This is a genomic window from Thioclava sp. GXIMD4215, from assembly GCF_045291555.1.
Lineage (GTDB): Bacteria > Pseudomonadota > Alphaproteobacteria > Rhodobacterales > Rhodobacteraceae > Thioclava > Thioclava litoralis.
This window is the reverse complement of record NZ_CP149517.1, coordinates 82899-97324: the sequence shown is the minus strand read 5'-3', so window position 1 is coordinate 97324 and position 14426 is coordinate 82899. Positions and strand designations below refer to the sequence as shown.

At 62.8% G+C, this 14426-nt stretch carries 14 protein-coding genes; 7 read left to right on the top strand and 7 right to left on the bottom strand.

Annotated features, from left to right (window positions below):
• Window positions 1–59 precede the first annotated feature (59 nt).
• Complete coding sequence (locus WDB86_RS17025; protein WP_339109972.1) at window positions 60–758, top strand: GntR family transcriptional regulator; 699 nt, start codon at window positions 60–62, stop codon at window positions 756–758.
• A 40-nt stretch (window positions 759–798) separates the two neighbouring features.
• On the opposite strand, the gene WDB86_RS17020 is transcribed toward WDB86_RS17025, so the two are convergent.
• The 5 genes from WDB86_RS17020 to WDB86_RS17000 form a co-directional block, all read right to left on the bottom strand.
• A complete protein-coding gene (locus WDB86_RS17020) occupies window positions 799–2721 on the bottom strand; it encodes a methyl-accepting chemotaxis protein (RefSeq protein WP_341486094.1) in 1923 nt (640 codons plus the stop codon).
• Between the two features lie 601 nt (window positions 2722–3322).
• Window positions 3323–3577 (bottom strand): DUF6455 family protein, encoded by a 255-nt coding sequence (locus WDB86_RS17015; RefSeq protein WP_330629478.1) that lies wholly within the window; start codon window positions 3575–3577, stop codon window positions 3323–3325.
• Between the two features lie 58 nt (window positions 3578–3635).
• On the bottom strand, window positions 3636–3944 hold the full coding sequence (locus tag WDB86_RS17010) for a DUF6455 family protein (protein ID WP_339109973.1): 309 nt from the start codon (window positions 3942–3944) through the stop codon (window positions 3636–3638).
• A 102-nt stretch (window positions 3945–4046) separates the two neighbouring features.
• Complete coding sequence (locus WDB86_RS17005; protein ID WP_339109974.1) at window positions 4047–5306, bottom strand: DUF2254 domain-containing protein; 1260 nt, start codon at window positions 5304–5306, stop codon at window positions 4047–4049.
• 75 nt (window positions 5307–5381) lie between these two features.
• Window positions 5382–6155, bottom strand: a complete 774-nt coding sequence (locus WDB86_RS17000) for a M48 family metallopeptidase (RefSeq protein WP_339109975.1) — start codon at window positions 6153–6155, stop codon at window positions 5382–5384.
• Between the two features lie 149 nt (window positions 6156–6304).
• On the opposite strand from WDB86_RS17000, the gene WDB86_RS16995 reads away from it, so the two are divergent.
• The 6 genes from WDB86_RS16995 (at window position 6305) to WDB86_RS16970 (ending at window position 11502) form a co-directional block, all read left to right on the top strand.
• Window positions 6305–6580, top strand: a complete 276-nt coding sequence (locus WDB86_RS16995) for a hypothetical protein (RefSeq protein WP_330629482.1) — start codon at window positions 6305–6307, stop codon at window positions 6578–6580.
• Window positions 6581–6674: 94 nt separating this feature from the next.
• Complete coding sequence (locus tag WDB86_RS16990) at window positions 6675–8168, top strand: ABC transporter substrate-binding protein (RefSeq protein WP_341486092.1); 1494 nt, start codon at window positions 6675–6677, stop codon at window positions 8166–8168.
• A 31-nt stretch (window positions 8169–8199) separates the two neighbouring features.
• On the top strand, window positions 8200–9150 hold the full coding sequence (locus WDB86_RS16985; protein WP_341486091.1) for an ABC transporter permease: 951 nt from the start codon (window positions 8200–8202) through the stop codon (window positions 9148–9150).
• Entirely contained in the window at window positions 9147–9944 is a 798-nt protein-coding gene (locus WDB86_RS16980; RefSeq protein ID WP_341486090.1) for an ABC transporter permease, read from the top strand. The genes WDB86_RS16985 and WDB86_RS16980 overlap by 4 nt, the downstream gene beginning before the upstream one ends.
• Complete coding sequence (locus tag WDB86_RS16975; RefSeq protein ID WP_341486089.1) at window positions 9944–10753, top strand: ABC transporter ATP-binding protein; 810 nt, start codon at window positions 9944–9946, stop codon at window positions 10751–10753. Before WDB86_RS16980 ends, WDB86_RS16975 begins: the two co-directional genes overlap by 1 nt.
• Entirely contained in the window at window positions 10750–11502 is a 753-nt protein-coding gene (locus WDB86_RS16970; RefSeq protein WP_330629487.1) for an ABC transporter ATP-binding protein, read from the top strand. Before WDB86_RS16975 ends, WDB86_RS16970 begins: the two co-directional genes overlap by 4 nt.
• A gap of 192 nt (window positions 11503–11694) precedes the next feature.
• Here WDB86_RS16970 and WDB86_RS16965 read toward each other — a convergent pair whose 3' ends face one another.
• Both WDB86_RS16965 and WDB86_RS16960 read right to left on the bottom strand, forming a co-directional pair.
• Window positions 11695–12795: a ParB/RepB/Spo0J family partition protein gene (locus WDB86_RS16965; RefSeq protein WP_341486088.1), complete on the bottom strand. Its 1101-nt coding sequence runs from the start codon at window positions 12793–12795 to the stop codon at window positions 11695–11697.
• A 2-nt stretch (window positions 12796–12797) separates the two neighbouring features.
• The gene (locus tag WDB86_RS16960; RefSeq protein ID WP_330629489.1) at window positions 12798–14213 is read right to left on the bottom strand and encodes an AAA family ATPase; all 1416 of its coding nucleotides are present in this window, start codon (window positions 14211–14213) and stop codon (window positions 12798–12800) included.
• Window positions 14214–14426 lie beyond the last annotated feature (213 nt).

The following is a 14426-nucleotide window of genomic DNA, read 5'->3' as shown; positions in this document are numbered from 1 at the left end:
GATAGCATTTTTTTCATTGTGATAGCATTATGAGAGTCTGTCAACTCGTCGTGGTGACCATGAGCAAAGAAACATGTATTCCAGATCTGCCTCCCTATGCCGGTGATACGGTGCAGGACCATTGTTACCGGAGGCTCCGCCATGCGGTGATGCTGGGGCTGATCGCCCCCGGCACGCAGCTGACCCTGCGCGGGCTGGCCGAGCAGATGAAACTCAGCCCGACCCCGATCCGCGAGGCCGTGCGCCGTCTCAGTTCCGAACGCGGCATCGAAGTGCTGGGCAACCGCCGCCTGCAAATCCCGCAGATGACGGCGGGGCGTTTTGAAGAGCTGATCGCGCTGCGGGTCATGCTTGAAACCCATGCCGCCCTGCGGGCGCTGCCGCATATCACGGACCGGCAGATCGACCAGATGGAGGCGCTTGACCGCGAGATGGATCTGGCCATCCAGCGTCAGGATCTGGACGAGCTGACACGGCTCAATCAAGTGTTCCACCGGATGCTTTATTGCGCCAACCCCGATCATGCGGCCCAACCGATGATCGAAAGCCTGTGGCTACAGCTCGGGCCGTTCCAGCGCCATGTGCTTGGCGGCATCACCGACCACTACAAGATCGACCGCCATAAAGAGATGCTGGCCGCCCTGCGCGCCCGCGCAAGCGAGGCCCTCAGTACCGCGCTGCGTGCCGATATCACAGATGGCTCGATTCGCGTCGGGCGCAGGGCCTTGGGCCTGCCCGAAACAGGTCCAACCTCATGAAAAAGGCCGCGAATTCGCGGCCTTTCCTCGGGTTTCCATCTTATGCCACGCGCTGTTCGCTTTCCTCTTCCGGCTCGATACGGAAGACCGAAACCTCTTCTTTCAGCGAACGGGTCTCGGCAGAAAGCGCCCTGACCGCCGCCGAATTTTCCTCGAACATGGCCGCGTTCTGCTGGGTCACCTGATCAAGCTGGTTGATCGCATTGGTGATCTCGGACACGCCCGCGGCCTGCTCGGAGGCCCCGGCCTCGATCGAACGCACCATACCATCCACCTCGCGGATAAGCGCCTCGATCTGGGTCAACGCCTCGGAAGAGCGGTTAGTCTGTTCGACCCCGCTGCGCACCTGCACTTCGGAGGTGGACAGCAACTGCGAGATATCGCGCGCGGCCTCCGACGACCGCTGCGCCAGCGCCCGCACCTCGGAGGCCACCACCGCAAAGCCGCGCCCCGCCTCGCCCGCACGGGCCGCTTCCACCCCCGCATTCAGCGCCAGAAGATTGGTCTGGAACGCGATATCGTCGATCACCGAGGTGATCCGGTTGATCTGCTCGGAGCTTCTCTCGATCTCGGCCATCGCCTCCACGGTGCCCTGCACGATATGGTGGCCATCGGTCGCGGTCTGCAAGGTGCGCGACACGGCCGAGGTCGCATTGCGGGCATTTTCCAGCGCGTTCGAGACCGAAGACGACATTTCGTTCATCGCCGCTGCCGTTTCCTCCAGCGATGCCGCCTGAGTCTCGGTGCGCCGCCCCAGTTCGGACGAAGCACGGTCGATCTGCACCGTCTCGGCCTCAAGCCGGATCGCGCTTTCGCGAATCGCTCCGGCCATGCGGGCCATATTCTTGATGGCCGCGTTGAAATCGCGCCGCAGCCCCTCGTAGGACTCGGGGAACGCCTGATGGATCGCAACCGTCAGATCCCCATCCGACATCCCTGCCAGAGCCTGCCCGAGCTGGCCCACCACCCGTTCCTGCTCTTCCATCTGGCGGCGACGTTCGGCATCGGCGGCGCGGCGCTGCGCCTCGTTTTCCTCGCGCAACCGGTCCTCTTTCTCGCGCGCTTCGCGTTCGGCGACCGCCTGCATCTCGCGCAGCTCCGTCTGCTTGCGCATCGCCTCTTCCTCGGCGCGATGACGCTCGGCCTCGGCCTGCGCCTGCAACCTGTCCAGATCGGCCTTCTCGATCAGCGCAATCCGGAATCCCTCGATCGCCCGCGCCATCGCGCCAATCTCGGTCTGGGAGGTTATATAGGGCACCGGCGTTTCGGTATCGCCCGCGCCCATCGCTTCCATCCGGCCCTTGATCCGGGTGATCTGGCGCACCGTATCCCGCGCCAGCAGCCCCGAGATCACCGCAAGTATTGCCAGACTGACCCCCATCGTGACCAGGCTCATTGTGCGCAGATGGGACAGGGACGCCGCAATATCGGAGACATAGGATCCGGTCCCGACGATCCAGTTCCAATCGGGGAACAGCGTGACATAGCCCAACTTGCTTTCCACCGCCCCCGTATCGGGATTGTTGAAATAATAGACCAGCGAACCACCGCCTTGTGTCTGGGCAATCTTGCCCATCTCCACAAAGATCTTCTGCCCTTTGACATCCTCATAGGCAGCCTGGTCCTTGCCGATCCATTCCGGCTTATGCGGATGGGCCTGATAGACCATATCGGTATCGAAAACGAAAAAATATCCGCTGCCTTCAAAATGCAGGGCCGTCAGTTCCTCGCGACCGGTCTCGCGCGCCTGATCGGGGGTCATTTTCCCTTGTTCGACCTGTTTCTGCAGATGTTCCAGAATACTGACCGCCGTCTGGGTCACATCGCGCAGGTGCTGCTCGCGCATATGATAGGCATTATCGACAGAAAACTTCAGCAAAAGTTCAGACGTCCCGAACAGGGCTAAAGCGGCAAGCAGAACGATCCCGTAAAGGCGCGCCCGCAGTGATTTGAACCAAGCCAATTTGTTACATCCCGTGTGTAATCCGATTGGAAAGGTTATCGCCTGATAAACTTAATATAAGCCGAACACCGGAATGGTCACAAAATAACACATTGTAATATTTGTATTTATTGAATCCGCCCACCACTATGCCGCGAAAACAGGCAGCGCCAGAAGGCCCCGTTTCCCCACGGAGTTGCAGAATCACCATGCGTCAACACAGCGGCAGATCTTGAGGCGAAGGGAGAAAAGGAAACGGCGGCTTCCAGGGAGGAGGAGAGGAAGCCGCCGCGTAGTCCCGAGGCTCAGGGAGGAGGAGGAGCCTCAAGAATTCCTTGAGACCTTTCTAGCCTGTCCTGACGCGAATGAATACTTCGGAATGAGCATGGCAGCACTTCGCCACGCGCATGGCCCAAGCCGATGCGCGCTGCGATACACCTCTCGAAGAGGCAGGCAATCTATGGCTAGCTCACACCGACACGGATCTGCCCGACGGGAAGACCCCAAACACCTTGCCATGTTCCACCCCCGCTATACTGCCCTTGCAAAGACACTGCGGCACCGGACCATGTTCACCGAGCGCATACTTGAAGGCCGAAGAACAAAAGGCAAGCATTATTTATCAGTTTCGCAATATTGTTAGATTACGCGCGTTCTTGCAGAAATTCGGAGGGGCTTCGGGATGTGCCGGATAATAGGACAGCTCCGACAGGCAGTCGCAGGCATGCGAACAGGTTCTGCACAGATCGACCATCCGGTCGAACTCGTGGCGCGGCAGCGCCTGACGGTGCAGCAGGTCGGTGACATCCATCCCCGCCCGCCGCGCCATCCCGCGCAGCAACCAAAAATGCAGACTGTTCTCTTGATCAATGATCATCAAATTCTTTCTGGAAATAAAAAGGCCCCGAGGCGGGGCCAAGGCAGGTGTCTTGCCGCTATTCCGCCGCGATCGGTCGGTCATCGGTGTCGATAAGGCGCCGCAAACGCGACATCAGCAGGCGGTTATTGCAATAATCGGGGGCCTGCGCCACGACGCCCTCGCGGTCTTCCGGCGCCTCCTGTGCGGCCAGAAACCCCTGACATGCCTGCGGATTCGCGCATTTCGTGCAGCGCGTGACCGTCTCGCTCCATCCCGTATCCGACATCAGGCCCTTGGCTTTGGCCTGCGTGAAATCCACCCCCACGACATCGCCCATACGGGAGACAAGCGCGGCATGTTTGTTCAGCGTTCTAGGATCGGTCATCAGCGCCCCCATACATAAAGGGCCGCTTTGGCCCCATGCCGCCAAAGGTGCACCACCGGCATCGGTTAAACTTTGATATGGATCAACCGGCGCTTCGCAACCCTACGTTACATTTCCCAACGCCGCCGCGCGGGCGCGAATGGACGCCGCATCTTCGGGCAGGGCCATCTGCTGTTCCGACAGCGCCGCCGCCCGTTGCGCCATCGCACGGGCCGGCACCACAAAACGGCGGTCGGTCATGCAAAGCCCCGCCAGCACATCCTGCAAACGCGTTGCCACCTCGATCTGGGCCGCCCCGTCGCGCCCGATCGCATCGAACGCATTGCGGATCAGCCCCTCGGGATCCAGTTCGCGGGCCATGACCCGCAGGCAGCGCACCTCCTGCGGCGCGGGGCGATGGCGGGCCCAATCCACCAGCACCACCATCAACCGCCCCAGAATATCAATCGCCGTGCCCGGATCATTGACCGCAGGCGACAGCGCCCGCGACGCAATCTCGGACATGGCGCGCAGCCCGAATTCGGGGTCCTGCTCATAGGAACGCGCATGGCCGATGCTGAACCCCGCGCGCATCTTGTCCTCCGCCGCGCGCCGCGCCTGCGCATCCTCCAGCAGCGCATCGCACCGCAAAAGCACCGTTCCCGGATGCGCGAAGGTGCCCGGTTGCGCCAGTATCCAGATCCGGCAATCCATCATCTGGGCGATCTGCTGCAGATAATCGGGGTCCACATGCTGCACATGCCCTGCCCCTTCGGCCATCACCGGCCAGCTTCCCACGGGCGGCTCCTGCCAGTCGGCGCAGCCCAGCACCGGATCCTCGGCACGCCGCATCAACGCCTGTCGCGTGGCCTCCTCCACCCGCGAGGCGGTGTCCTCGAGGCGCCCGAACTCGCTCAGGTGCTGGATCCAGCGCAGCAGCATGATGACAATCACCGCCACCACCGCAATGGTCACCGCAAACAGCACCAGCCGACCGGAATCGCCATAAATACCGGTTTCCAGAGTGATGATCCCCACCAGCGCATAGACAAAGGCCCCGATGAAAGAGGCCAGCACATGCTGGGTCAGCCGGTCCGATTGCAGCAGCGTGATCGCCCGAGGCGTCGCCGATCCCTGCGCGGCACTGAAGGCCGAGACCATGATCGACAGCGAGAAGGTCGACACCGTCAGCATCGACGAGGCGATGATCTCCAGCAGGCTCTCGATGGCATTGGCACTGACGCTGAACCCCAGATCCTCGGGCACCAGCCGCCCGATGGCCGCAGCCCCCAAGGCGGTCAGAACCCCCAGAACCCCGAAGGCGCTGACCCGCACCCAGATCCGCTCGAACACCCGTTTGATATGCCAGCGCCAACGCGACATGCCGCCTCCTTCATCGCGCATGTCCCCATGCCATGCAGTGCGGATCTAGCGCATCAGCCCCGCCTGCCAAGCCTGTCAGACCTTGGACGCCACACGCTTTTTCTCGATTGCCCGCATCGTGGCGCGCACATTGGCCATGCGCGCGCGGTTCGAGGGATGGCTGCTGAAGATATCCTGCTCGGGGTCCGAGATGCGCTTGAAGAACTGCGCCCCGCGGATCGGGCTGTAGCCCGCGCGATAGGCCAGAACCGTGCCCAGACTATCGGCCTTCATCTCGTAATCCTTGGCCCGCGTCAGCGCGCCCATCTCTGCCCCCAGATGCTGCGCCTGCCGCACCTGACGGTTCGAGGCCCCCTGCGAGGCGATGATCGTGCCCATCAGCACGGCCCCCGTCTCGGAATCATCGGCCTTGAGCGCCAGATGCCCCAGAATATGATGCGCCGCCTCATGGCCCATCACAAAGGCCAGCTCGTCCTGATTGATCGCCTGCGAGATCAGCGTCAGGTTGAAGGCCAGAACGGGGCGGCCCTGCTCGTCAAGGGTCTGGAACGCATTCGGCTCGGGATCGGGGCGGTCATCCACCATGATCCGGAAATCGCAGCTATGGGTCTGGGCCAGCTGGTGATGGCGGCAGTAATCCTCGATCACCGGCTCCATCCGATGCGCGGCGGCCATGAAGTTCTTTGCCGCGGCCTCGGGTGACAGAAGCTGGGTGCTCTGGGTGAAGTTCATCGCTTCCCCGTCGCGCCCCGCAGCCCCGCTGGTTGCCATCGGATCGGTCGCACAGCCCGCCAGTGCCAGAAACGCAGGCACCACAAGAGCCGAAACACACAAGACCGAAATTCGCATAATGGGCAGGTCCTTTCCAAAGGGGCATCCGTTCAGCCTAGCCCCCTTCCCCATAGGTGGGAAGAGCCTGTGCGATCAATTTTCAAGGCAGTGTAAACAAGGCACGATTTGCTCTGGCGGGCGGCAGGAATATCTGCCAGACTTTCCTTATGTTCACCATCGAGCACGAATTTGACGCCACCGTGATCACCCTCGTTGACGAGGGCGATGACCCACGGGATTACCTGCAGGAAGACATCAAGATTGAATCCTTCGAGGATTGTGTTGTTGTCGAGCAGCTAGACGAACAGACGGACACGGTCCAACGGGTCGTGTTCTCTCATGCACAGCTTCGCGAACTGGCGGCCTCCCTCAACCTGCCGGAGGGCGTCTATCGCATGAAGCAGATCGATACCACCGAGGGCGACACCGCCTCCGAAGACTGACCCCTGCGCGCCGCGCGCTTTCTGTTTTCTATGGTTTCTTGCCCTGAAAAAGGGCATTCAGAAACCAGCCGGACCGGTTAGAACAGGAACGCCCATGTTTTCAACGCTCAAACGCGCCCTCGCTGTCTCGCTTTGCCTTGCAGGCCTGACCTCGCCCGCCTTGGCCCGATCCGGCACGGATGTCACCTTCGTGCAGGCGGTCGAGCCGCAGGGCCTTGACCCCACCTCTGGCTCGCCCGTCGCAGCGGGACAGGTCACATGGGAAAACGTCTTCGAGGGGCTCGTCGCGATCGACCGGAACGGCCAGATCCAGCCGCAACTGGCCAGAAGCTGGCAGATTTCGGAAGACGGGCTGACCTACCGTTTCGCGCTCCAGCCCGATGTGCAGTTCCACAACGGCGCCCCCTTCAGCAGTGCCAGCGCGAAATTCACACTCGACCGGCTGCTCTCGGATCAGTCTACCAACGGGCAGAAGGCGCTGTTTTCGGCCATCGAGACGGTCGAGGCCCCCGATCCGCAGACCCTTGTGCTGCATCTGTCCCACCCCGATTCAGACCTGCTCTACTGGCTGGGCTTTCCCGCAGCCGTCATGGTCGACCCCGCCTCTGCCGCCAGCAATGCCACGCAGCCTGTGGGCACCGGCCCGTTCAAGGTCGATGAATGGCGCAAGGGCGACCGCGTCCTGATGTCGGCATGGGACGGCTATTGGGGCACCAAGCCCGCCCTGTCGCATGTCACCGCACGGTTCATCGCGGACCCGCAGGCGCAATCCGCGGCGCTGCAATCGGGACAGGTCGATATCATCTCCGAATTTGCCGCGCCTGAGCTTTTCGACCGTTTCACCAAGGATGCCCGCTTTACCACCCATGTCGGCAGCGGCGAGATGGAGGTGGTGGCCGGCATGAACAATGCCCGCAAACCCTTCGATGACCTGCGCGTGCGTCAGGCGCTACAGATGTCGATTGACCGCTCCATGCTGATCGAGGCGGTGAAGTCGGGCTATGGCACGCCCATCGGCACGCATTTCTCGCCCGCCAGCCCCTATTACGAGGATCTGACCGGCGAATATCCCTATGATCCGGCCCGCGCCCGACAGCTTCTGGCCGAGGCAGGCTATCCCGATGGTTTTGCCTTCACCTTCAAGGTGCCCACCCGCAGCTATGCCCAGCGATCTGCCGAAATTCTTCAGGCCTTTTTCCAGCAGATCGGTGTGACCGCAACGATCGAGCCCTCGACCTTCCCTGCCACATGGATTCAGGATGTCTTCAAGGACAGCAATTACGACATGACCATTATCGGCCATGCCGAGCCGATGGATATCGGCATCTATGCGCGCTCGCCCTATTACTTCAACTATCACAGCGAGGCCTTCAGCGCCGCGCTTTCCGCAATCTCGCAAGCGCGGGACGAGGCCGCACGTGCCGCCGGTTACCACAAGGCGCAAGAGATCCTCGCTCATGACCTGCCCGCGCTTTTCCTCTATTCCGACCCCAAGCTGGGGGTGTGGAAGGCCGGACTGACGGGGGTCTGGGAAAATGGTCCCGTGCCCGCCAATGACATGACGGATGTGCGCTGGACCAGCGACTAACAGATTTTTCCGTAATTTCAGGAAAATGCGAATGCCTTGGGTTAAAACGGTTTTCAAACGTCTTGCGGGGCTGGCCCTGACGGTTCTGGCGGCCTCGGTGGTGATTTTTCTGGCGGTTTCGCTGGCGCCCGGAGACCCCGCACAGATCATGCTGGGCACCTCGGCCCAGCCCGATACCCTTGCCGCCTTGCGCCGCCAGCTTGGCCTCGACCAGCCGCTCGTCTGGCAATATCTGCACTGGCTGGGGGGCATTGTGACGGGCGATCTGGGGCGCTCCTATACCTATGGCACGCCAGTGGCCACGCTGATCGGCCAGAAGCTTCTGGTGACGCTGCCGCTGACGGCGCTGGCCACCGCCCTCGCCCTTGCCATCGCCCTGCCCCTTGGGGTCTGGTCGGCGGATCGCCCGAATGGCCCTGTCGATATTCTGGGCCAGATCCTCAGCCAGTTCGGCATCGCCATCCCGAATTTCTGGATCGGCCTGCTGCTGATCCTCGGGCTGGCGCTTGGCATGGGCTGGTTTCCGTCCGGTGGCTTCGAGGGATGGGACACGGGGCCCTCGGCGCTGCTGTCCCTGATCCTGCCCGCCATCGCACTGGCCCTGCCGCAGGCCGCCGTTCTTACCCGCGTCACCCGTACCGCCGTGCTCGATATCACAGGTCAGGACTTCATCCGTACCGCCCGCGCCAAGGGCCTGTCGCGCCAGCGCGCCCTGTGGCAGCACGTGCTGCCCAATGCGCTGGTGCCGGTGGTGACCATGCTGGGGCTGCAAATTCCTTTTCTCATCTCGGGCGCGGTGCTGGTGGAAAATGTCTTCAACCTGCCCGGCATCGGCAGTCTGGCCTATCAGGCACTGGCGCAGCGGGATCTGATCGTGGTGCAAAATACCGTGCTGCTCTTTGCCACCCTCACCCTTGTGTCGAACGCGCTTGTCGATCTGGCCTATCTCGCGCTTGATCCGCGCCTGCGGAGCCGGTCATGAGCCGCCTCTCCCTTGCCCTTGGCGGCACGCTGACCGCAGGCTTTGCCGCCACCGCCCTCCTGTCCCGCCTCTGGACCCCGCAGGACCCGACCGCGATGAACCTCCTCGCCCGCCTGAAAGCGCCGCTGGAACACGGGCTTCTGGGCACGGACCAGATCGGGCGCGATGTCGCCTCGATCCTGATGGCGGGCGCGTGGACCTCGCTGGGCACAGCCTGCCTTGCCACCCTCGCGGGGGGGCTGGTGGGCACCGCCCTTGGCACACTGGCCGAGGGCCGCATCGCGCGCGCGGTCATGGCCGCCAACGCCATCCTCTTCGCCTTTCCGCCGGTGCTGTCGGCGATCCTTCTGGGCGCGGTCCTCGGCCCCGGAGGCCCCACCGCCATTCTGGCCATCGCGCTCTTCATGATCCCCGTTTTTGCCCGCATCACCCGCGCCGAGGCCCTGCGCGTCTGGACACAGGACTATATCCTTGCCGCGCGCATGGCCGGAAAATCGCGCGCCCGTATCACCCTCGACCATGTGCTGCCCAATATTTCGGGCCAGATCATCGCGGAACTCTCGATCCAGACAGGGCTGGCCATTCTGGCCGAGGCGGGGCTGAGCTTTCTGGGCATGGGCAGCCCGCCCCCGACCCCAAGCTGGGGCCGGATGCTGTCCGACGCCCAGACCTATCTCACGCAAGCCCCGCATCTGGTGCTGGCACCGGGGCTTGCCATCGCGCTTACGGTGCTGGGGCTCAACCTGCTGGGCGACGGCATCCGCCACCGGCTTGATGCAAAAGGGCGGGCGTGATGCTCCATATCGACAACCTGTCCATCCGCTTTGGCGAGATCTGCGCCACACACCGGATCTCGCTCTCGGTCGCCAAAGGCGAAACCCTTGGCATTGTCGGGGAATCGGGCTCGGGAAAATCCATGCTGGCTCTGGCAACCATCGGCCTGTTGCCCGCCAAAGCCCGCGCGACGGGGCGCATCCTGTTTGACGGCACCGACCTTCTGGGCCTGCCCGACAAGGCCCTTGATGCCTATCGCGGCGCACGTATCGGCATGATCTTTCAGGAACCGATGAGCGCGCTCAATCCCGCCATGACCATCGGGCGGCAGATCACCGAAGGCATGCGCCTGAGCGGCCTGTCCCGCGCCGCCGCCCGCAGCCATGCGCTCGGGCTGCTCGACCGCGTGCAGATCCCGCAAAGCCGCGCCCGCAGCTATCCGCATGAACTGTCCGGAGGGCAGCGCCAGCGCGTCTGCATCGCCATCGCCCTTGCCCGCCAGCCGGACCTGCTGATCGCGGACGAACCGACCACCGCGCTGGACACCACCGTGCAGGCCGACATCCTCGACCTGCTGGACAGCCTGCGCCGCGAATTCGGCCTGACCATGCTCTTCATCTCGCATGATCTGGGCGTTATCAACCGCATAGCCGACCGCGTGATGGTGATGTATCGCGGCACCCATGTCGAAACCGGCCCCACCGCGCAGGTGCTGCACGCCCCCGCACAAGACTATACAAAACGCCTGATCGCCGCCCTGCCCCGCCGCCAGCCCCCCCGCCAGCCCCAGCCCCGCCGCACCGCGGCCCCGCAAAGCCCCGCCTCATGACCCTGCTGCGCCTGCATCGCCTGACCCGCCATTACGGCGAGACGCCCGCGCTCAGCGCAGTGGACCTGCAGCTTGCGCAGGGCGAGATCCTCGGGCTGGTGGGGGCGTCCGGCTCGGGCAAATCGACGCTGGCGCGAATCGTCATGGCGCTCGATTCCCCCAGCTCGGGCGAGGTGCATCTGGCGGGCCGCAATCTCTTCGCCCTGCCGCCCAAGGCCCTCAGGGCCGCGCGCGCCGATATGCAGATGGTCTTCCAGGACCCCTATAGCTCGCTTGATCCGCGCCGCAAGATCGGCACCAGCGTGGCCGAACCGCTGCATCTGCGTCCCCTGCCCCGCGCCGAACGCAATGCCCGCATCGCGCAGGCCCTGACCGAGGTCGGGCTGGCCCCCGAAGATGCCGAGAAATACCCCCACCAGTTTTCCGGTGGCCAGCGGCAGCGCATCGCCATTGCCCGCGCCCTGATCCTGCGTCCGAAACTGCTGGTCGCGGACGAACCCACCTCGGCCCTCGATCTGGCCGTGCAGGCCCAGATCCTCGACCTGCTGCGCCACCTGCGCGACAGCCACGGCCTTGCGATCCTGCTGGTCACCCATAACCTTGCTGTGGTGGAGGCGCTCTGCGACCGCGTGGCGGTGATGCAGGCGGGGCGCATCGTGGAAACCGGCCCGACCGCACAGGTGCTGGAGGCCCCGACCCACCCCTATACGCAACGGCTCATGGCCGCAGAACTGCCCCTAACGCCCTGATCCTGTGCCGGATCGGAGCCGTTTTCGGGCCGGTTCGGCACCCCAAAGCCCTCACAAGCACCCGTTTACAGGAGCACCGTAAACGGGTGCCAAATGGCCAGCCCCACGCCATAGGTGCCCATATGCAGGAACCAGAAAGCAAAAGGGCCGCCCCTCCGGCAGCCCCCTGAAGCACCCGTTTACAGGACGGATCTATTGCGGGCTTTCCAGCCAGTAGGCCAGCTTCGCCAGCAGCGCATCGACCATTTCTCCATCCACTGGCCCGCCTTCGATCCGGATCGACCAGCCCGATTGCTCCGGCACAGAGCGCAGCGTGACCCCGCTTGTCAGCTTGCGCACCTCCCGCGCCTTCTCGGCCCGTGGCGTAGGCTTTTTCGGGCGGCCTCCGCGCGCAGGGTCGGCCTCGACCGGCTCAAGCTGGGCCAGCGCCTCCTGCACCATCTCCGCCTCGTCCGCGGCACTCTCCGGCTCTCTCTGCGCCAGCAGATCGCGCAGCCGCGCCTCCGCCCCGCCGCGCAATGCCGCGGCCAGTTTCAGCCCGTCACGCTCCTTCATCATCTCGGGGAAGCGCAGCATATCGCCCAGCTCTTCGAAGATCAGCGCGAAAGACCGGATTTTCGACCGCTTGCCTTTCGATGCCATCGGAAACAGCGCATCCACCGCCGCCTCCACATTGATAAACGCGCCCTGCTGGCTGGCAATCACGGCAATCCGGCCCCGTTCGAAATGGCTGAGATTGGCGCGGATCTCGTTTTCCTCGATCATCGCGGCAAAGGTGCCGCCCATCGCCTCGGGGTCGCGCAAGACGGCACGGATCGTTGCGTATTGCGGCTTGTCGGTCAGCTCCTGCAACGCCTGCACAGCGCGCAAACGGCGATAGCCCGACAACAGCCCATAGCGGAAACCACGCCCGTCCTCGGCCAGCGGATAGACCTCGACCGGCAGGCGCAACCCGTTGGCGGCAATCGACATCTGCAATTCCTGCATGTCTTCCGCATCCAGCACGACACGGTCGCGCACCAGCGCATCCGCATCAATCTCGGCCAGCGGAATCTCCAGCATCACCAGTCCGGCTTCGGTCTTCTGGCGGAAGCTTTCCGCATCGTTACGGTCGCGCGCGGCCCGTTCACGATCCTCTGCCGGACGCGGATCATAGGAACTGGCCGTCTCCGCCGCGACCTGCGCGATCGGGGCCGCCGTAAAGGCCCGCGAGGAGGTTTCGCGGCGAAACTCGTCTTCCAGACGGCTCAGATCATCAGCACTCGGCGCGATCAGTTTTCTCCGTTTAGCCATGCTCAGCCCTCCTCACTCTGGCCCGCCAGTTCGGCCTCATTCAGCTTCATATCACGCCACCAGGTGCCAAGGATCACCTCCTTCACCTCGGCCCAGGTGCGGTCGAATGTTTCCCGTCCGCGAATATAGGTATCGCGGTTGAAGTCGCGGTAATCGATCTCGTAGATCCCCGAAACCTGCTCGCCCGCCTGCCCGACCATAGCCGTCACTTCCTGACGGTAGGTCGTCATGAAATCCCCGAAATAGGCCTGCACCACATTGGCCAGATCGGTCTGCTGCGCCGCATCGAAACGGGTCACAATCGCCCGCACGGCATCCCATTCGAAGCCGATCTCCGGCAAACCATCCGCCCGCCGCTGACGGTTTTCACCATCCTCGATAGAGGCAAAGGTCGAATAGATCATATCGAAAAACCGGCCCGTAGAGTCGAATTCAAGGAAAGACGCCCCAAGCGGCACCAGCAGAATATCCGCCGCCGCAAGCGCATTGATCGTAAGGTACCCAAGTGCGGGAGGCGTATCGAGAAAGACCAGATCGTAGTCATCCAGAATGCCGCCGTCGCTCAGGGCATTTGACAGGGCATCCCACAGCGGCCAGCTCCGCAGCTGCATCCGCCAGACGGGGACCTGAAATTCGGCCCAATACAGATTGAGTTGCGCCCCGATCAGATCGATATTGGGCCAATGCGTCTTCTGGATAAGGTTTCGCGGCGAAACCTCCAGCGCCTCTTTCAGGGTTTCGTCCAAGGCGTAGGTCGGTTGGCCACCGGCTTCACGGATACGATTTTCGGCTTGTAATGCAGTGGCATAGTCTCGGGCCAGCAGCGGGAAGGCGGTCTGCCATTCATCGGCCACCTGACCGCCCATCACCGAAGTCATCGAGCCCTGGCTATCAAGGTCGATGACCAGCACCTTATAGCCGTCCAGCGCGGCGGACATCGCCAGATGCGCGGCAGTCGTGGTTTTGCCGACGCCGCCCTTGAAATTGGCAACCGCCACGACCTTCGCCGGCAAACCTTCCGGTCTCCACGGTTTATACTGCCGGTTCTGCGCGCCTTCTTCCGCGAAATGCTCGCGCAGGATCAGGATATCTTCCAGCGTGAACCATTTGGAACCACTGTCCCCGTCGCCCTGTGGCAGTTCGGGATTGGCCTTCAGCACGCGGCGCAGATGGGCGGGCGCGACAGGAATAAGATATTTACAGATTTCCCAGATCGAAAACTTCCGCAGGCGCTTTTTGCCATCGGGGGCATAGCCGCGCCGCGCCAGATCATCGCGCCCGCGCGAGGCGAAGGCCGCGGCACGGGCGAAACGGGCGGTGTCGATGCTCGCCGAGAGCTTCTCGGCGGCTTCTTCGGGGTCTATATTGAAATACGGGGGCAGATCGGTACGGCTGCCATTTCCAGATTTGCTTGCCATGAAACCTCAGCATGTTCGCTGTTTCTCGCGATATCACGGCAACTATCGCACATGCAGCGCGCAATGGGAATCATCTTGGCCGGAATATTCCTGAAATCGAGGATTTAGAGAACATACGAACGGGTGTTTTGAATCTTTATTGTAATATTTAGAATCTTTACGGCGGCTATTCTGAAATAAAAACATACTGTTAGATGATGTCTGGCACCTATC